General features: G+C 56.4%; 20 protein-coding genes. 3 read left to right on the plus strand and 17 right to left on the minus strand.

Annotated elements, in window-relative coordinates:
• Window position 1: 1 nt before the first annotated feature.
• From HRQ63_RS02555 to HRQ63_RS02575, 5 genes are all read right to left on the minus strand, one after another.
• Complete coding sequence (locus HRQ63_RS02555) at window positions 2-556, minus strand: biotin transporter BioY (protein ID WP_172238649.1); 555 nt, start codon at window positions 554-556, stop codon at window positions 2-4.
• Between the two features lie 233 nt (window positions 557-789).
• Window positions 790-1,851, minus strand: coding sequence for an ABC transporter substrate-binding protein (locus HRQ63_RS02560; protein WP_462939118.1), 1,062 nt, complete (start codon window positions 1,849-1,851; stop codon window positions 790-792).
• Between the two features lie 34 nt (window positions 1,852-1,885).
• On the minus strand, window positions 1,886-2,647 hold the full coding sequence (locus HRQ63_RS02565; RefSeq protein WP_172238652.1) for an ABC transporter ATP-binding protein: 762 nt from the start codon (window positions 2,645-2,647) through the stop codon (window positions 1,886-1,888).
• Window positions 2,648-2,650: 3 nt separating this feature from the next.
• Window positions 2,651-3,667, minus strand: a complete 1,017-nt coding sequence (locus HRQ63_RS02570; protein WP_172240525.1) for a FecCD family ABC transporter permease — start codon at window positions 3,665-3,667, stop codon at window positions 2,651-2,653.
• 290 nt (window positions 3,668-3,957) lie between these two features.
• Complete coding sequence (locus HRQ63_RS02575; protein ID WP_172238655.1) at window positions 3,958-6,453, minus strand: ATP-binding cassette domain-containing protein; 2,496 nt, start codon at window positions 6,451-6,453, stop codon at window positions 3,958-3,960.
• Window positions 6,454-6,631: 178 nt separating this feature from the next.
• Between HRQ63_RS02575 and HRQ63_RS02580 the strand changes: the two genes are divergently transcribed.
• Window positions 6,632-7,396 carry a MerR family transcriptional regulator gene (locus tag HRQ63_RS02580; protein ID WP_172238658.1) on the plus strand — a complete coding sequence of 255 codons (765 nt, stop codon included), beginning with the start codon at window positions 6,632-6,634 and terminating at the stop codon, window positions 7,394-7,396.
• A gap of 58 nt (window positions 7,397-7,454) precedes the next feature.
• On the opposite strand, the gene HRQ63_RS02585 is transcribed toward HRQ63_RS02580, so the two are convergent.
• From HRQ63_RS02585 to HRQ63_RS02600, 4 genes are all read right to left on the minus strand, one after another.
• Window positions 7,455-8,198: an amino acid ABC transporter ATP-binding protein gene (locus HRQ63_RS02585; RefSeq protein WP_280529283.1), complete on the minus strand. Its 744-nt coding sequence runs from the start codon at window positions 8,196-8,198 to the stop codon at window positions 7,455-7,457.
• 35 nt (window positions 8,199-8,233) lie between these two features.
• Window positions 8,234-8,899 carry an amino acid ABC transporter permease gene (locus HRQ63_RS02590; protein WP_172238661.1) on the minus strand — a complete coding sequence of 222 codons (666 nt, stop codon included), beginning with the start codon at window positions 8,897-8,899 and terminating at the stop codon, window positions 8,234-8,236.
• A 32-nt stretch (window positions 8,900-8,931) separates the two neighbouring features.
• Window positions 8,932-9,738, minus strand: a complete 807-nt coding sequence (locus HRQ63_RS02595; protein ID WP_172238664.1) for a transporter substrate-binding domain-containing protein — start codon at window positions 9,736-9,738, stop codon at window positions 8,932-8,934.
• A 170-nt stretch (window positions 9,739-9,908) separates the two neighbouring features.
• On the minus strand, window positions 9,909-10,067 hold the full coding sequence (locus HRQ63_RS02600) for a hypothetical protein (protein ID WP_172238667.1): 159 nt from the start codon (window positions 10,065-10,067) through the stop codon (window positions 9,909-9,911).
• Between the two features lie 68 nt (window positions 10,068-10,135).
• Between HRQ63_RS02600 and HRQ63_RS02605 the strand changes: the two genes are divergently transcribed.
• Window positions 10,136-10,393, plus strand: a complete 258-nt coding sequence (locus HRQ63_RS02605; protein ID WP_172238670.1) for a hypothetical protein — start codon at window positions 10,136-10,138, stop codon at window positions 10,391-10,393.
• 146 nt (window positions 10,394-10,539) lie between these two features.
• Here the strand turns inward: HRQ63_RS02605 and moaA are convergent, their stop codons facing one another.
• The 6 genes from moaA to HRQ63_RS02635 are packed head-to-tail and all read right to left on the minus strand — an operon-like array spanning window position 10,540 to window position 14,798.
• Entirely contained in the window at window positions 10,540-11,556 is a 1,017-nt protein-coding gene (gene moaA / locus HRQ63_RS02610) for a GTP 3',8-cyclase MoaA (protein ID WP_172238673.1), read from the minus strand.
• A gap of 16 nt (window positions 11,557-11,572) precedes the next feature.
• A complete protein-coding gene (locus tag HRQ63_RS02615) occupies window positions 11,573-12,220 on the minus strand; it encodes a molybdenum cofactor guanylyltransferase (RefSeq protein ID WP_172238676.1) in 648 nt (215 codons plus the stop codon).
• Window positions 12,217-12,450, minus strand: coding sequence for a molybdopterin converting factor subunit 1 (gene moaD / locus HRQ63_RS02620; protein ID WP_172238679.1), 234 nt, complete (start codon window positions 12,448-12,450; stop codon window positions 12,217-12,219). Before moaD ends, HRQ63_RS02615 begins: the two co-directional genes overlap by 4 nt.
• Window positions 12,447-12,890, minus strand: coding sequence for a molybdenum cofactor biosynthesis protein MoaE (locus tag HRQ63_RS02625; RefSeq protein WP_172238682.1), 444 nt, complete (start codon window positions 12,888-12,890; stop codon window positions 12,447-12,449). Before HRQ63_RS02625 ends, moaD begins: the two co-directional genes overlap by 4 nt.
• Entirely contained in the window at window positions 12,877-13,491 is a 615-nt protein-coding gene (gene mobB, locus HRQ63_RS02630; RefSeq protein WP_172238685.1) for a molybdopterin-guanine dinucleotide biosynthesis protein B, read from the minus strand. The genes HRQ63_RS02625 and mobB overlap by 14 nt, the downstream gene beginning before the upstream one ends.
• A gap of 29 nt (window positions 13,492-13,520) precedes the next feature.
• Window positions 13,521-14,798 (minus strand): molybdopterin molybdotransferase MoeA, encoded by a 1,278-nt coding sequence (locus HRQ63_RS02635; protein ID WP_172238688.1) that lies wholly within the window; start codon window positions 14,796-14,798, stop codon window positions 13,521-13,523.
• A 64-nt stretch (window positions 14,799-14,862) separates the two neighbouring features.
• On the opposite strand from HRQ63_RS02635, the gene moaC reads away from it, so the two are divergent.
• Window positions 14,863-15,354: a cyclic pyranopterin monophosphate synthase MoaC gene (gene moaC / locus HRQ63_RS02640; RefSeq protein WP_172238691.1), complete on the plus strand. Its 492-nt coding sequence runs from the start codon at window positions 14,863-14,865 to the stop codon at window positions 15,352-15,354.
• Between the two features lie 297 nt (window positions 15,355-15,651).
• Here moaC and HRQ63_RS02645 read toward each other — a convergent pair whose 3' ends face one another.
• Window positions 15,652-16,176 carry a MogA/MoaB family molybdenum cofactor biosynthesis protein gene (locus tag HRQ63_RS02645; RefSeq protein ID WP_172238694.1) on the minus strand — a complete coding sequence of 175 codons (525 nt, stop codon included), beginning with the start codon at window positions 16,174-16,176 and terminating at the stop codon, window positions 15,652-15,654.
• Window positions 16,177-16,226: 50 nt separating this feature from the next.
• Window positions 16,227-17,258, minus strand: coding sequence for a ThiF family adenylyltransferase (locus HRQ63_RS02650; RefSeq protein WP_172238697.1), 1,032 nt, complete (start codon window positions 17,256-17,258; stop codon window positions 16,227-16,229).
• Window positions 17,259-17,310: the final 52 nt, after the last annotated feature.

A 17,310-nucleotide genomic window follows, 5' to 3' on the forward strand; every position in this document is an offset into this window, starting at 1 on the left:
ATCAGGCGCCGAGCACTTTCTCTTCAACCGGACTGACCGCGCGGGCTTGCACGACCACGATCGCAGCGATCACGGCCTTCACGATATCTCCGGGCACAAAGGCCAGCGAGGCAATCAATCCTGTCCATATCGGCGTGTTCGTAATCAAAGCCATGACGACCGCTCCGATCGCTCCGCCCATAATAACGCTGAACGCAATATTTATAGCTATGAGTTTCCAAGTTTTCAGCTTCGGCCATACTCGTTCGGTCGCCCAGCCGATGCAGAATGCAACCAGCGGCCAGCTGAAGATGTACCCGGCGGTCGGACCTACCAAAGGAGCCAATCCCCCCGACCCGCCGGCAAGGATAGGCAGGCCGAGCGCAACCAGCACGATAAACAGAATCAAGCTGATCGAGCCCGTTTTTTTACCGAGAAAACCGCCGGCCAGCATTACCCCCAATGTCTGAAGGGTGATCGGAACGGGAATGAATCCGAGCGGAATCGGAGGAATCATCCCCAATACGGCGATCAGTGCAGCAAATAAAGCGGCATATACCATTTCTTTTGTTTTCATGACATTGTCAACCTCCGATATCGTTCTTCTTACTATGTAGGCAAGCTAGTCCGATCCTGCTTGCTTCGTGCTTTTGCATTATAGCCTGATCGAAATCTATTGTAAACCATATTTTTCATTTATGGTTAACAATAGATTTCTGCTTAAGTCGACTCGCCGTCTTGTCAGACTCGCTCAACTTTATAGCCGATAAAAAGAAGCGCCCCCTTTCCGCAGAAAGGAGCCGCTTCTTTTTACTTGAACAGGTCCGGATACAATTCTTTCGACAATTTCTCGATCCCTTTCAAAGAATCGTACCCATAACCGAACATATAGTTATAATTCATGGCATAAACTTGTTGGTTTTTAATCGCTTGCATGCTTGAGAGCTTAGGATTCGCGTATAGCGCTTCTTTGACCTTCTCGGTCTGCTCGCCGTCCGGAATGATGATGATATCGGGGTCGGTCTCGATCAGCATCTCGATACTGCCGTCGCCCGCGCGATCTTTGAGCGGATTGTCGAGTTTGATCTTGTTCATGACGTCGTTGAAAAAGGTTTCTCCCTGAAGCGTCAGCAGGCTGACTTCGCTCGCGTCGAACATATGCAGGTAAACATACGTCTTGTTTTCCGTGATCGTGCTCAGCTTCGAGGTCACGGCTTCTTCGCGCTTTTTCAGGTCGTCGATGAAGGTCTGCGCATTTTCTTGAACGTCGAAAATTTTGCCCAGGTTTTCGATGTCGGCATAGACCGAATCGTACGTGCCGCCCGCGATCGAAGATTCCAGCACGTACGTCTTGACGCCCATCTCGTTCAGCGAGTCGACCGTTCCCGTACCCCAATCCGCGTTGTCGAACAATCCGCCGCGGCCCAACACGATGTCCGGATCGACGCCGAGCGTGACTTCTTTGCCGACATAACCTTGATCGAGAATGTTCAGCTTCGCGTATTCGTCGGCTACGTCCGGATCGCCTTCGCCCTGCCCTGCGCCGACGCCGACGATCTTATCGCCGAGTCCCAAGTGCAGCAACAGTTCGGCAGTAGGGCGGGTGTTAGCCATGATGCGCTCGGGGGCTTTGTCGAAGGTTTGGTCTTTGGCTGTCCACTCCGTGCCGCCCTCAGCCTTGGCCACGTTCGGCATCGTCAACGGGTAAAGAGCCGCTTCGGTTTGCGCTGCCGTTTCCGTCGATCCCGCGGCCACTGTTCCTGTCGATTCCGCCGCGGCTTCCGGTTGAGTGCTCGCTGCGCCGCCGCACGCCGTCAGAGCCAGCATTAGGGCCAGCGTCGCTCCTGCCATTGCGTTCTTTTTTTTCATCATGATCATTTCCCCCTCTATGTATATGCAAATCGCGTTACAAACTGTAGGCGAAGCCTAAGCTTCCGGTAATCGGATTGCGGTAAGTCGTGCATTTCACCTCGTAAATGTCTTCGATGTTTTCCGGCGTCAGCACGTCTTCCGGCGTTCCGTGCGCGTACACGACCCCGTTTTTGACGGCATACAGATAATCGCAGTAATGCGCGGCCATCTCCAGATCGTGCAAAGCGGCCAATACGCCGATTCCGAGGTTTTTGACGCAGGACAGAATTTCGATCTGATACCGGATATCCAAGTGGTTGGTCGGTTCGTCGAGAATCATGAATTCCGGCTGCTGCGCGATCGTGCGCGCCAGTACCACCCGCTGCTTCTCGCCGCCGGACAGCGACAGATAGCTGCGTTCCTTGTACTCCGTCAGATTGGTGATGCGCAGCGCGTCCTCGACGATCTCGCGGTCTTTCGGCCGATCCGCTTCCAGCATCTTTTTGTGCGGCGTGCGGCCGAGCATCACCATTTGTTCCACGGTCAAGTCAAAATGCATCTCGTTGAACTGTCCGACGACGCCCATTTTTTGCGATACTTTTTTCTCGGACGATTTTAAAATGTTCAGATCGTCCAGCATCACGCTGCCGCTTGTCGGCACCAGGCTTTTGTAGATGCTTTTGAGCAGCGTCGATTTGCCGCAGCCGTTGGGACCGATCAGGCCGACGAACTGCTTGTCTTTTACCCGGACGGACGCGCCATGGACGATAGTCTTGCGCCCGATCCGCACCTCCATGCCCGCAGCGGTCAATTCCATCGTTTACCCCCCGAAGTTATAGCCTTTTTTGACAATCATGTAGATGAAGAGCGGCGAACCGATCACCGACGTGATGATGCCGATCGGCAGCTCGACGTTATGTACCAGCGTTCGCGACAGGATATCGGCCCAGATGAGGAACAGCGCGCCGAGCAGCAAAGTCGCCGGCATCAGCCGTTTGTGATCCGCCCCGAACATGCCCCTGGCGATATGCGGGATAATCAAGCCGACGAAGCCGATCATGCCCGCGTAAGCGACCATCGTCCCGGTAACGAGCGCCGTCGCGACCATATACAGCTTGCGGTATACGCTCAAGTTGATGCCCAACGTAATCGCCGATTCGTCGCCCAGCAGCATGGCATTCAGCACCCGATGCTGGAACAGGAAGATCAGGCAGCCGAGCAGCACGACGATCGCCATGATCGGCACCTTTTGCCAACTCGACGAACCCAGGCTGCCCATCGACCAGAACGTAACGGTCTTGATGCCTTCCGCGTCGTTGGCGAAGTAGATGATCAGACTGGAAAAAGAACCGCACATCGCGCCGACGACCACGCCCGAAAGCACCAGCTTGACCGACGTTGCCTTACCGCCGATGCTCGACAAGAACAGCACGCCGAGCGACGTGACCATGGCGCCGACGAAGGCTGCCGAAGCCACGCCGAATTGCGAGAAGATCGTACCGCTGCCGAAGCCGACCAAAATGGCAAATGTCGCACCGAGCGAAGCACCCGAGGAGATGCCCAATATGTACGGATCGGCAAGCGGGTTTTGAACGACCGCCTGCATGACCGTGCCGCATAGAGACAACCCTAACCCGATCAATAAGGCGAAGATGACTCTGGGCATCCGAACCTGCATAACGATGTTCAGATACGATCCGTTGTCGATCTGTTCGATCGAGCCGAGATGGCCTCCCGATAGCGCATGCAGCAAAATATTCATCGCTTGCCGAAACGGAATCTGCACCTGGCCGATCGACACGGAATAGACGGCCGACACAAGAATCAAACCCGCCATAGCCAGAATGAACGCACTATAAAAACCGGTCGCCCGGGCTTTATGCGTCCGTGTTTTTTGCAACGCTGCCTCCTGCATGTTTCCGGATTCACCTCCGCGTGTTGAATTGAAAACCGTCATTCGATAATGATTATCATTTTCACAAAAGTCATCGTACCTCTATTTTGCGCAAAAAACAATCTTTATAAAGAAAAAATATGTATTAAATATTGTAAACAGATAAACAAACACAAAAAAGAGAAGAGCATAAAAGCTGCCTCTCCCGTTTGAATTTTCTGTACCCGCTGTTGTCAGCCGTTTATTCTTAAATGCTCGGCCGTGGCCGTCGTGCCGCTTTGCTTCATCTCTTCCGGCGTTCCCTCAAACACGACATAACCCCCGTTGATCCCGCCTTCGGGGCCCAGATCGACGATCCGGTCCGCGGCTTCGATCACTTGCAGATTATGCTCGACGATAATGACCGTATGCCCGGCTTCCACCATTCGATGCAGCAGGGTCAAAAAGTGCTCCGTATCCAGCGGGTGCAAACCCGACGTGGGCTCATCCATGAGGTACAGAATTTTTTTGCCTTTTGTCCCCAGCAGTTCCGTCGCCAGCTTCAATCGTTGTCCTTCGCCGCCGGAAAGCGTGGTCAGCGTCTGTCCCAGTTCCAAATAACCCAACCCCACGTCCTTGAGCAGATCCAGCGTCCGCATAATTGTGGCCCGTCCTTCAAACAACTCTGCGGCCTCTTCGATGGAAGTATGCAGAACGTCGTGAATGGAATGTCCCCGATACTGGATCGCGAGCACATGATCCTGGAACTGCCGACCTCCGCAGACCGGACAAGTCACCTCGATATTTTGGAAAAAGAGCATGTTGCTCGTCACGGTTCCCAGCCCTTCGCAGTTCTCGCAGCGCCCTCCAGCCGTGTTGAACGAGAAGCTTTTTGCGGATAAACCGGCTTCTTTGGCCTGCTCCAGAGAACCGAACAGCTTGCGGATTTCCGCGTACACGTCCGAGTAGGTGGCCACGTTCGAACGCTTCATCCGGGAGATCTGCGTCTGCCTGATGCTTACGATCCGGTCAAACTGCGTCAGTCCGGTGATGCGCTTGGCGGCAGGATGAGCCCCGCCTTCAGCTAATACCCCGAACACAAGCGAGGACTTGCCGGATCCCGATACCCCGGTAACTGCGGTTAGGATCCCTGCAGGGAAATTCACGCTGACATCATTCAAATTATGCAAAGAAGCCGATTCGATTCCGATCGAAGCCCCGTTCCCTCTTCGCCGCTTGGGCTTGGGATGGTTTGTAGGGTCGGCTGACGCGGCAGACTTCGCTTCGGCAAACGCATTCAAATATTGTCCCGTTACCGATCCGCTTAATCGCTTCAGCTCATCCAGCGTTCCCGTCGCAATCACTTCGCCTCCGTGCCGCCCCGCTCCGGGTCCCATATCGACCATATAATCCGCCGCGTTCATCATATCGGTATCGTGCTCGATGACCAACACGGTGTTACCCAGATCGCGCAAACGCTCCAGCATGGCGATCACGCCTTCCGTATCGCGAGGGTGCAGACCGGCTGTCGGCTCATCGAAAATATACAAAATGCCCGTCAAATCCGAATCGAGTGCAGCAGCCATTCGGACACGCTGGCCTTCGCCGCCGGAGAGCGTCATCATCTGACGGTCGATCGACAAATAGCCGAGCCCCGTCCGCATCAGCCTGCCGAGCTTGGTGTGCAGGTCATTCAAGTAAATTTGGGCAGGTTCCCGCTCCGCGACGCCGAGAGAATCGTTCAACTTCGATATCCAGTCTTTTAATTCCTCAAGCGAAAGCTTTCCGAGCTGCGGCAGTCGGATACCGCCCACGGTGACGCTTCGAGACTGCTCATTTAAGCGTTCCCCTTCGCAGTCCGGGCAGATCACCGAGTCGAAAAACGCCTCGGCTTCTTTCGTTTCTCCGCCTTTTTCCGAAATGCGTCGCCAAAGCGTAGTATAGACGCCTTCGAACTTTCCGCTACCGACGGTTTTGGGAGGCGGAATATCGGGGAAGACCTTTTTTGCTTCGCCAGAGTCGGTGCCGTGCAGCAAAATAGCTTGGCGCCCTTCTCCATATTCGCGAATAGGCGTATTAGGTTCGATCGGCACGCCGTAGTGACGAAAAGCTTTGTACAAAACATCCACTTGATAAGCCAGATATCCGCTTTGTCCCCAGTAGAGCACCCCGCCTTCTTCCGGAGAAAGGGATTCGTCGATGCAGCGCTCCGGCAGAATGCTGAGCACGCTTCCGAATCCCTCGCAGCGCATGCAGGCTCCTTCTTTGGTGTTATAGGAAAAATGCGTGCGGGTCAGCTTGTCCATTCGTTGTCCGCAGCGGTTGCAGTCCATGTACACATAGAACTGACCGTCCGATTTGGCCGTCTCTTCCCGGCATTCCGCTGCGGATATCTGTTCCCCGCAATGCGGACAGATACGCTCGCCCAACTTCTCGTAGATCATGCGCAGATCGGTATAGATGTCCGTTTTGGTCCCTACGGTCGAGCGGGGATTGCGATTGTTCTCGTTTTGCGCGATCTGCACGGCCGGCGAGACGTTGCGAATGGATTCCACTTTCGGTTTGCGGATGCCTTCCATGCCGATCGTCTCCAGGTACTGCCGCTGGCATTCCTGGAAAAGCGTATCGACCAGCGTCGACTTGCCCGAGCCGGACAAACCGGTAAATACCGTCAGCTTTCCGCGCGGAATGTCCAGGTTCACCTGCTTCAGATTGCCTTCCGTCGCGCCTCTGATTTGGATCATGTTCATGTTTTTGCCTCCTTTACCGCGGTTCTTTTACGATCATACAACATTCATGCAACCTTTCGGTTCAAGACGAATGAGCCCGGGCGCGGCGGATACGGAATCGTGATAAAATTACCGTAGCACTTGAAGGTTGTACTTGAAGGTTGGAACTGATTTCAGAAATGAACGGGAGGACAGAAGAATGGATCACGCACCCGATGACGCAAAAGAAAAAGAAACGTGGACGCCTGCTCAGGCCGCGCGTTTGCTGAACGTCAGCACGACCACGCTTCGCCGCTACGAACAGCTGGAGTTGATTCCGGACGTGGCGCGAAAAGGCGCGGGACGACGGACGTATACCCGGACGCATATGGAAGCTTTCTCCGCGCTGCGCGCCCTGCTCGAAGCTTACGGCATTTCCGCGGCGTATGCGGCAATGCGGAGAATTCGCGAAAAAAAGATATTGGAGGCGCTGTGGGACACTAACCGGCAGCAGGCGGATATTCATCAGGAGCGGCAGCGCGTCGCGGAAATGATGGAGCTGATCGGGCAGGCCGATTTCGCGAAATACGGCGGACGCCGCATAAGCGACCGCATGACCATCCGCGAAGCGGCGGAAATTGCGGGGGTTAACGCTTCCGCGATCCGCCATTGGGAAAAGGAAGGATTGATCTTCCCGGCCCGCGAAGCGCATAACGGGTACCGGATTTTCGGGCCGCGCGAGCTTCGACGGATCGTCGTGATCAGCAGTCTGAGGCGCACCGTTTATTTTATCGATCATATGAAAAAGCTGCTGGACGACCTGGATACGCACAACGCGGCCGCCGCGGAAAAATCGTTCGCGATCGCGCTGGAAAAGCTCAACCGGCAGCTGCTGCTCCAGCATCGGGCGATCGCGGCGGTGCTTCGGTATATCGACGGCGCCGGTCTCGGCGAGGATTCGCAAACAAAGGTTTTCGAGCATTAAAAAGAACCCCCGAAAGGCCGGGGGGTCTTGCGGATGCGCATTTTCGTTTCGGATCAAGCTACCTGACCGAAGCCGTCTGCAGGAAGCTCTGCGTCTGCGGCTCTTTCGGATTCGAGAAAAATTCCTGCGCCGGCGCTTTTTCGATAATCGTGCCGCCGTGCAGGAAAACGACCGTATCGGCGACTTCGCGCGCGAAATTCATTTCGTGCGTCACGACGACCATGGTCATGCCTTCTTCTGCCAAGTCCCGCATCGTCCGCAGCACTTCGTCGACCAATTCGGGATCCAGCGCGGAAGTCGCTTCGTCGAACAGCAGGATATCGGGCTTCATGGCCAGCGCCCGCGCGATCGCCACGCGCTGCTTTTGGCCGCCCGACAGCTTGCCGGGGTACACGTCCGCCTTTTCTTCCAGCCCTACCTTGAGCAGCAGTTCTTTCGCTTCGCGGATCGCCTGTTCTTTCGGCACTTTTTTGACCCTGACAGGCGCTTCGATAACATTCTCGAGCACGGTCATATGCGGGAAAAGGTTGAACTGCTGGAACACCATGCCGACCTTCTCGCGGATTTTGTTCAGATCGTCGTTTTTCGGATCGATGGCTTTGCCTTCGATCTGGATTTTGCCTCCGCTGCTTTCTTCCAGAAAATTCAGGCAGCGCAGCAGCGTGCTTTTGCCGGAACCGCTCGCGCCGACCAGGCAAACCACCTCGCTTTCCTGCACGACCAAATCGATGCCTTTGAGCACTTGCAGGTCGCCGAACGATTTGGTCAGTCCTTGCAGCCGGATCATTTCTTTCATCGTCATCCCCGCTTTCGTTCAGTTTGAAAAATGGATGAAGCTTAACGTTCGCTGATCGCCATTCGGCGTTCCACGGCGCGCACGGCCAGCGTCAGCAGACCGACCAGGATGAGATAGTAGATCGCCACGATAATCAGGTACGTCATTTCGTCGAAATTGTTCGAGCCAAGCGTCGTCGCCACGTTGAACAGTTCGTTCATCGAAATGAAAGCGGCGAGCGACGAGTCTTTCAGTCCGATGATGAACTGGTTGCCGAGCGGCGGAAGCGCTCTGCGGAACGCCTGCGGCAGGATGATGCGGCGCATGGCCAGCGAACGCTTCATGCCGAGCGAGGTAGCCCCTTCCATCTGTCCTTTGTCGATCGATTGGATCGAACCGCGGAAGATTTCCGCGATATAAGCGGCGTTATGGAAAGCCAGCGCCAGCGAAGCCGCCCAGAAATCGGGGATCAGGAACAGGCCGCTGAGACCGAAGTACAAAATGAAGATCTGCACGATCAGGGGCGTTCCCCGAATCAAATAAATATACGCGTTGGAGACCCAAGCCAAAGCTTTGATCCCCGACAGTTTGAGCAGCGCCACGAACAGGCCGATGACGATCCCGAGCAGGATGGAAACGACGGTGAGTTCCAGCGTCAGTACCATGGCCCTCGTCAGCAGCCCGCTGCTGCTTGCAAACGTTTCGAAAAACTGGGCAATTCCGTTCATTCGGGCACGTCCCTTCTGTCAGATATGACCGGTCAATCCGCGGCCGCGGCTTCCGGTTCGGTCGTGATGTCTTCGCCGAAGTATTCTTCGCTGATCTGCTTCAGCGTGCCGTCTTCGCGCAAAGCGTCGATCGCTTCGTTGATCCGTTTCAGCAGCGCCGGATTGTCCATGGGCACGACGACGGCTTGTTCGCTTCGTTCGATCAGCTGCCGTTCTTCGACGGCGAAGCCTTCCTGGATCGTGGTGCGTCCGGTCACGAAATCCGTGATTACCGCGTCGTGGCGCCCGTCGGCCAGAGCCTGCAGCGCCGTGATATCGCTATCGTACGTTCTGACGTTGCCGGTATAGCGCTTGGCGATATCCAGATAGCTGGTTCCTTTGGCGACCGCGACTTCTTTGCCTTTCAGATCGTCCGTCGTTTGGATCGGGCTGTCGGGACGGGTGAAAATTTGAGGTCCCGAATAGTAGTACGGCGTGGAGAACAAGACGTGCTTGGCGCGGAGATCGTTGATCGTCAAGCTGGCGACCGCGGCATCCGCACGGCCGTTCTTGACGCCTTCCACCAGACCGACCATTTTCATCCGCTTGGCTACCGGTTCGACGCCGAGCTCCTCGGCAATCGCGTTGCCGACTTCGATATCGAAGCCCGACATGGTCAAATCATCGTTCAGGTAGCTAAACGGGCGAAACTCGCCGGACGCCGTGAACACGAACTTGTCGTTGTCCAGCAGCCCCGTTACTCCTTCGGCCCGCTCGCCTCCGCCGCATCCCGTCAACGCCGACATGGCCAACACCGCCGTCAGCAGAAGGCTTTCCCATTTTTTTCCCCGGATAAGCATGTGCGTCTCTCCTTTCCTCGTCGAGTCAAAACTTACTTACCCAAACCACTGAGGCAAACTCACTTTCCATGTAAAGAAGAGCTGCAATGCAAAGTAAAACGGTATTGCCTATGCGGATGCACTCGAAAAGCCGCGATCTGCGCAGATCGCGGCTTTTCGGTAAGAAACGGTCAAAAAACAAGCCGCCGCTCCAGCAGCGCGGAAAGCGGCGGAGATTGTTCGTTTTCGAGCCGTTCTTCGATCGCGACGCGCAGGGCGGCCATATGCAGCGCGACGAGAAAGCGAAACTCGCAGGGCTTGGCGGCTCTGCCGGTCAAGTTCTGAACCAAGTTTCGAGTCCCGAGCGGTTCGGGTAATGCGTAGAAAGACGTTTACTCGAACCGAGGAGGAATACGACATGGCAAACGAAGGCAGACCGGAAGATACGGAATTCATGACGCGCGAGGAACGCGAAGCGGCCGGACGCCGCATCAACGCGGGATTCGCGAAGTACGAGCGGTACGAACATTCGGATTCGGGACAGGACGCGCCATCTGATATCCCGACCGGCCCGATCGTCCGACAGCTTTCGGACGAAGAAATTCGACGCCGCGTCGGAGAAGGCAATTTCGACGCCGCAAAAAACGACGGCCAATCCCCTTCGATCAACAGCTAAGCGGGTTTCGACGCTCAAGCGCACCTTCAGGGTCGAAAAAGACGAACGAAAAAGACGGTTTCTCCGGTATGCTCGGGGAAACCGTCTTTTGTTTTGCACAACGCCGGGACCATGAAATCTTCGCTGCGTTTAAGCACCAATAAGCATCAACCGCCGATATACGACATATTGATCTTTTTGCGATTTCGCGCCGTTTGCTCGGTCCGTTCATCGGAATAACGATCCGCGCGGGCTTCCCATACCCCGATGATCGCGGCCAATATTTCTTCGTCGCTCGCGCCGCCGCGCAGCAGCGCCCGAAGATCGAAGCCTTGAGAAGCGAACAGGCACGTGTAAAAGATGCCGTTGGAAGACAGCCGCGCCCGGGTACAGGACGAACAAAACGATTCCGAGACCGAAGTGATAAAGCCGACTTCCGCATCCGTTCCTTGATATCGATAACGCGAGGCGACCTCGCCGAAATAATCGGGTTCTACCGCTTCCAGCTCATGCACGTCGCGCAGGCGTTCGTAAATTTCCTTTTTCGTGACGACCTTTTTAAAGCTCCATCCGTTATCGTTTCCGACGTCCATGAATTCGATAAAGCGCAAAGTCACGCCTCTTTGTTTGAAATAAGCGGCCATGGGCAAAATTTCGGATTCGTTGACGCCCTTTTGCACGACCATATTGACCTTGACGTCGAATCCGGTCTCCAGCGCGCGGTCGATCTGCTTCAATATCAGCGCCGAGTCGATCCCTCGGCCGTTCAAGCGGCCGAACAGTTCGGAGTCCAGCGCGTCCAAGCTGACGTTCAAGCGCCGGAGCCCCGCTTTGCGAAGGGCTTGCGCATGGGAGCCGAGCAGCACGCCGTTGGTGGTCAGGCCCACGTCCTCCACGCCTTCGACCCGCATGATGCGGGAGACCAGATCGGGCATGCCTTTGCGCAGCAGCGGCTCTCCGCCGGTCAAGCGGATTTTTTTCACTCCGATCGAGGCGAACAGCCTGGTCAGGCGCTCGATTTCCTCGAAGGTCAGCAGCTCGCTTTTCGGCATGAAGGCGAAATCGTCGCCGAAGATCTCTTTGGGCATGCAGTACGAGCAGCGGAAATTGCAGCGGTCCGTGACGGAAATGCGCAGATCGCGGATCGGCCTGCGCAGCCGGTCTGTAGGCGTTTGACGGTTCATGGTCCTTCCTCCTTTCCTAATTCAGCTTTATGTCGCTGTCGTCGGGGGTATTACAATTGCGGAATACGTTCTCGTTTTCGTTAATGGTTACGGCATCGATCCAGCAGGTATTCAGTCCGGCGAGCCTTTTCATCACGCTCAGATCGCCCGCCGAGACGGATTCTTCCAGCCTGTCGGCGGCGCCGTGACGCCAGACGCTGAACAGCGGAACGGGAGCTTCCGCAGTACGGACCGCGACGACGTCGGCCGCGGGAACGTTCCCGGCCGTTTCGAGCAGCTTCCGCACATCGGCTGCCCCGATGAACGGCATATCGCAAGCCATGACGACATAGCGCGCATTCGGATGCTTTCGCATGGCGGTGCAGATTCCGGCGAGCGGTCCCCGGCCTTCCATCTGCGGCAGATCCGTGCAAACATCGAGATGCGGAGGGAATCGGTTTTCCAGCTCCCGGCTCGCGACGACAAGAACCGTGTCGCAAGCCTCGCGAAGCGCGTCCAGCGCCCGCTCGTAAAACATGCGGCCGTCCGCTCCTTCCCCGCTCAGCCGGGCGAAAGCTTTGGGCGAACCGAAGCGGCGCGATAACCCGCCCGCCAGAAGCACGCCCACCGTCCGGCATTTTTCTCGGTCGCTGCCGCTTGCATGCGTGCCGTCCGCCCCGTTCATCCGCCGCTTACCGGAGGAATCAATGCGGCCGTATCGCCGGCTTGCAGCACGTCTTCGGGCAGCGCGTATTCTTCGTTCACGGCGACGCGAACGGCATCCAGCGAAAGGTTCGGGTATTGGTTACGTACCCATTCCAGCAGCTCGTTAACGGTACGTCCGGCAAGTTCGGCTTGTTCCTGCGGTTTGCCCGCGGCTTCCCGGAGGCCCGCGAAATAAAAAATGGTGATCATGGCGTCTCTCCTTCCTCGGGCTTTCGGCGTTGATCGCCGATCCACTCCGTACCGTTTTCCCAGATTTCCTTTTTCCAGATCGGAACAAGTTCCTTGATGCGTTCGATCGCGTGTTCGTTGGCTTCGTAGGCATCGCGCCGATGCGGCGAAGATACCGCGATGACGACGGCGATCTCGCCGATCTTCAGCTCTCCGATCCGGTGGGCGATGGCGGTCTTCGTGCCCGGCCATTTTTCTTCGATTTCCGTGCCGATTTTCGCCAGCATCTTTTCGGCCATCGGGATATAGGCTTCGTAAGCGAGGTACAGCGTGCGAATGCCGCGCGTCCATTCCCGCACATGTCCGGTAAACAGCGTCACGGCTCCGGCCTCGGGGCGCAGCACGTAGTCCGCGTAGAGCTGGGGATTAATCGGTTCTGTTACAATCTCATAAGCTTTCATGACGATCTCCTTTCAGCCAATCGGTAAACCAGGCCGCAATGTCTTCGCTTTGTCGTCGGGAGAAGATCGGGAGTTTCGATTTCTCGTCCGCATGTTTCTGTGCTGCTGCAACTTCGGCCGGAAGATCTTCGTTCGCCGTGACGATCAATTCGATATTCGGCAATGATCGAAGGCTTGTCCAGTCTTCCAGGGAACGAAGCAGCACGATCTTGGGATGCCGTTCGTTCTTGAATCCTTCGATCAGAATCAGATCCGGATCGGCGCAGTTCTCCGTATATCGAATCAGCGTATTCAGATCATCGATTCGGTCGGACTCTTGCCGCTGCCTGACTTGCAGTAAAGCGACCTCGCCGCCGACGACGATCGAACTGGCCGCTCCCGCTCGGAACAATCGAGAGGCATCCGTAGCCGGCGGCGGAAGATCCGGCGCTCCGCCGTGTCCGTGATGCTTGATGGCGGAGGTCCGGAAACCGAGATCCAGAGCGGTGCGGATCAGGCTTTCGGTCAGCGTTGTTTTCCCGCTGTTTTTGAAGCCGACAATCTGAAGCAGCTTGGAAGCACTTGTTTCGCCGTGGATGCTGCGGGGCCGCGAGTTGTTCAAGGGTTCGCCGCCCAGTCGCCTGATCTTCCTCATAGTGTCCAGACGGACGAGCCTTCCTCCATGCCGGGAAGAAGCACATCCACCGTATCTCCGGTTTTGAAGCCCCGTGTTCCGCCCGGCAGAACGATCAAGGCATTGCCGCGTCCGATCGAGGATACCGCGTTGGATTTATTGAATCCGGCCGGACGAACGCTGCGGCCGTCGTAGACGGCACGGACAAAGCGCGTAAACGGATTGGCTTTTCCGAAATCTTCGCCGAGAACCGCTTGAGTCTGCATCGGGTAAACGCGTTCGGCTCCCATCATGCTCAGCAGCGCGGGCCGGGCGAACAATTCGAAGCCCGTGTAACAAGCCGACGGGTTACCGGATAGTCCGAACAGATACCGTCCGTCCAGAACCGCTACCGTGGTTACGCTGCCCGGCCGCATCGCTACCTTGTTGAACAATACGTTCGCGCCGAGCTGTTCGTAAACGGCCGGCAGCAGATCGAAATCGCCGACCGATACGCCGCCCGTCGTAATCAGGCAGTCGCATTCCGTCAACGCTTGCCGAACGGTCTCCAGCATGTCGTCCAGACGGTCGACCGCGGCTGCGTACATTCGGCTCCGAACGCCCATTCGCCGCAATTGAGCCGCGATCATCGGACCGTTGCTGTTGCGGATCTTGCCCGGTTGAAGCGCGGAACCCGGTTCCAGCAATTCGGTTCCCGTCGATAGAATGCCTACGACCGGAAGCTTCGCAACCTCGACCCGTTCATAACCGAACGTTGCCAGAAGCGCGATCGTTCCCGGATGGACCAAGCTGCCCGCCGGCAGGATTTCTTCGCCCGAACTCATGTCTTCGCCGCGGAAAGATATATTCTCGCCTGCTTCGAACGGCTTGCGGATCGTGAATGCGGCGCTGATTGCAGCGCCTTCCGCATCGGCGGCCGCGCCGCTTTCCTGAGTCTGTTCCAACATGACCACCGCATCCGCTCCCTGAGGCAGCTGCGCGCCGGTCATGATACGGACGGCTTGATGCTTTCCGACCTTTTTGCCGGATACCGCGCCTGCGCCGATATGATCGACCACTTCGAACGCCACGCGATTCGTTCCCGACGCACCGGCGGAATCTTTCGAGCGAATAGCAAAGCCGTCGTACGGCGAGCGGTCGAACGACGGTACGTCATGAGCCGCGACCAAAGGCTTGGCGAGGATGCGTCCATAAGATTCTTCGAGCGGAACGAACTCGCTGCCTAACATTCCGGCTTCCGCCTGTATTCGCTTTACGGCTTCGCTTACGGAAATGGGGATTCTAACTTCAACCATTGATCTCTTCTCCTTTGCCCATGCTATACTGAGGTCATCCGAACAGATGAAGGGATGATCATTTTTGTCTGAATTGACTCATTTTAACGAACAGGGACGCGCCCGCATGGTCGACGTGTCGGAAAAGAACGAGACGGTGCGCACCGCGCGCGCGACGACTTCCGTCCGCGTCAACGAAACGATCTATAATCAGATCCGAACCGGCGGGAATAAAAAGGGCGATGTGCTTGCCGTGGCGCAGATTGCGGGCGTTATGGCTGCCAAAAATACCGCTCAGATTATTCCCATGTGCCATCCGCTCATGCTGAGCGGCGTGGATATCGAATTCGAATGGAAAGTCGACGAATCGCAGGCTTCCTACGAAGTGTTCCTGTACGCGACCGTGCGTACCAAAGGCCCGACCGGCGTCGAAATGGAAGCTTTGACCGCCGCCAGCGCCGCCGCGCTTACGATCTACGACATGTGTAAGGCAGCGGGCAAAGAAATGGTGATCGGACCGACGATGCTGCTGGAGAAAACCGGCGGCAAATCAGGCGATTACGTTAGGGAGCGCTAAGCAGCTCTGACGTTGTCCGGAAATTCCTATTCGCTGGGGTGAAGCTTGACGGGCGGCTGCGGGAGAAATTCGTTCAAGACGCTGTCTCACTCGGAAACATGGACGGTAATTCAGGGAGTGATTTTCCGAGCTCAAAGGCGTCTTTCACTGAATTTTTCCCTCCGCCTGTAAGTTTCACGATGGAATAGGAATTTGCGGACCGTTAAGAGCGCTTGGCGCTCCTTTTTTGGTTAGAAAGATGAAAACATTTCCAACATCCAAATTAATTTCTGTTGGCACTGTATTATGTTATTGCTTTTAATGCTCTAATCGATGTTTGGTCAGTTCATGCAGCATATGGCGCAGTTCCGGCAGGATAATGCGCTTCATGGCGAGCGTGACGGCGCCTGTGGAGCCGGGAAGAGCGAAGATGACCTTCTCTTTGGCCGTCCCTGCCGCCGCGCGGCTCAGGACGGACCGGGTGCCGATGTCTTCGGCGAAGCTGAGGTAGCGGAACAGTTCGCCGAAGCCGTCGAGTTCTTTTTCGAACAAAGGACGGACGGCTTCCAGGGTGACGTCGCGGGCCGCGATTCCGGTGCCGCCGGTGGTGATGATCGCGTCGATTTCGCCGCGCAGCAACCAACCTGCGACGATGGAATGAATCGCTTCGGCATCGTCCGCGCATAATGTGTATTCGGCAACTTCGATTCCCGCCTCGCCCGCCAGTTCCAGGATGCGTCCGCCGCTTTTGTCCGTTTCTTTGGTTCGCGTATCGCTGACCGTCAGCAGAGCCAAGCGGATCGCGCGTTCATTTCCTGTTTGGTCCGGTATATATTCGCTCATGGTAAGCCCTCCCCTTCTTGCCTTCCTTCCCTGTACTCCGATTCTATATCTTAACCGAATAATTTGCGATGCAAGGTCCGTCCTTCGGCCACGCTGCCGGTTCCGTGAATCAGCAATCTGCCGTTGATGAACAAAACGAACCGGGCATCGAGGGCATGGAACTCGACAAAATGAGGGGTGCGCCGGATTTTGCCGCCTGCGCGGCGGCCGATGCGTTCCGCGTCGTCCAGCGTGACGGGACGGTTAGGGTCCGGCAGGACTTGCACCGTGTCTCTTCCGCAAAGCGAAGCGTAAGCGGGTCTGGCGCTGCGCTGCAGCGACGGATACGTCGGAGCCGGGCCGCAAGACGGACAATCGGCTTGGCGGATCCGGGATATGCCCGTATCCATCTGCGTGCCCGTCCACAGATCGAAATGATGCACCTTCGTCCGCAGCGCTTCATGATTTCCGGTGAGCCATTTCATCGCTTCCGCGCATTGGATCGCCGCCGTCGTCTGAACGGCCGGCGCTATGATGCCTGCCGTATCGCAGGTATCGTTGGCTGCCGGAAGAACGGGAACGAGGCAGCGGAAGCAAGCCGAACGTTCCGGAACGAAAGGAAATACCGTACCCGAACTGCCTACGCACGCGCCGTAAATCCAGGGAATGCCCGCTTGCAGCGCAGCATCGTTAATGAGCAGCCGCGTCTCGAAATTATCGGTGGCATCCATGATCAAGGAACAAGTTGCCGCCAGGCGGCGCATCAAGGTCGGATCCAGATCGTCGAAATACGTATGTAAACGAACGTCCGAACGGATCTGAAGCAATCGCTCGCGCGCAGCTTCGACTTTAGGCGTCATCTGCTCGGCATCTTGTTCGGTAAAAAGCTGCTGCCGCTGAAGATTGGACCATTCCACGTAATCCCGATCCACCAGATGCAGTTCTCCCACGCCGGCACGCGTCAAGGTCTCGGCAATCGCCGAGCCAAGCGCTCCGCAGCCGATCACGGCCACGGAAGCTTGCTCCAGTTCCGCTTGTCCGGCTGTGCCGATCGGACCGAATCGTATTTGGCGGGAATAACGGTCGCCTTGAAGAGTGTTCATGGATCAGTGCCTCCTTGCATGCGAAGCCGCCCGGTATTGCCGGACGGCTGTT

Source organism: Saccharibacillus endophyticus (genome assembly GCF_013185185.1).
GTDB classification, from domain to species: Bacteria; Bacillota; Bacilli; order Paenibacillales; family Paenibacillaceae; genus Saccharibacillus; species Saccharibacillus endophyticus.

Bases quoted from the DNA above. Each gene is read 5' to 3' on its own strand.
- moaD (WP_172238679.1), bottom strand. From the start codon at position 12,450: ATGATCACCATTTTTTATTTCGCGGGCCTCCGGGAAGCCGCGGGCAAA.
- moaA (WP_172238673.1), bottom strand. From the start codon at position 11,556: ATGAACCGTCAAACGCCTACAGACCGGCTGCGCAGGCCGATCCGCGAT.
- HRQ63_RS02595 (WP_172238664.1), bottom strand. From the start codon at position 9,738: ATGCTTATCCGGGGAAAAAAATGGGAAAGCCTTCTGCTGACGGCGGTG.
- HRQ63_RS02635 (WP_172238688.1), bottom strand. From the start codon at position 14,798: ATGGTTGAAGTTAGAATCCCCATTTCCGTAAGCGAAGCCGTAAAGCGA.
- HRQ63_RS02580 (WP_172238658.1), top strand. From the start codon at position 6,632: ATGGATCACGCACCCGATGACGCAAAAGAAAAAGAAACGTGGACGCCT.
- HRQ63_RS02615 (WP_172238676.1), bottom strand. From the start codon at position 12,220: ATGAACGGGGCGGACGGCACGCATGCAAGCGGCAGCGACCGAGAAAAA.
- HRQ63_RS02645 (WP_172238694.1), bottom strand. From the start codon at position 16,176: ATGAGCGAATATATACCGGACCAAACAGGAAATGAACGCGCGATCCGC.
- HRQ63_RS02575 (WP_172238655.1), bottom strand. From the start codon at position 6,453: ATGAACATGATCCAAATCAGAGGCGCGACGGAAGGCAATCTGAAGCAG.
- HRQ63_RS02605 (WP_172238670.1), top strand. From the start codon at position 10,136: ATGGCAAACGAAGGCAGACCGGAAGATACGGAATTCATGACGCGCGAG.
- HRQ63_RS02590 (WP_172238661.1), bottom strand. From the start codon at position 8,899: ATGAACGGAATTGCCCAGTTTTTCGAAACGTTTGCAAGCAGCAGCGGG.
- HRQ63_RS02570 (WP_172240525.1), bottom strand. From the start codon at position 3,667: ATGGCGGGTTTGATTCTTGTGTCGGCCGTCTATTCCGTGTCGATCGGC.
- HRQ63_RS02585 (WP_280529283.1), bottom strand. From the start codon at position 8,198: ATGACGATGAAAGAAATGATCCGGCTGCAAGGACTGACCAAATCGTTC.
- HRQ63_RS02650 (WP_172238697.1), bottom strand. From the start codon at position 17,258: ATGAACACTCTTCAAGGCGACCGTTATTCCCGCCAAATACGATTCGGT.
- HRQ63_RS02555 (WP_172238649.1), bottom strand. From the start codon at position 556: ATGAAAACAAAAGAAATGGTATATGCCGCTTTATTTGCTGCACTGATC.
- HRQ63_RS02560 (WP_462939118.1), bottom strand. From the start codon at position 1,851: ATGATGAAAAAAAAGAACGCAATGGCAGGAGCGACGCTGGCCCTAATG.
- HRQ63_RS02565 (WP_172238652.1), bottom strand. From the start codon at position 2,647: ATGGAATTGACCGCTGCGGGCATGGAGGTGCGGATCGGGCGCAAGACT.
- HRQ63_RS02625 (WP_172238682.1), bottom strand. From the start codon at position 12,890: ATGAAAGCTTATGAGATTGTAACAGAACCGATTAATCCCCAGCTCTAC.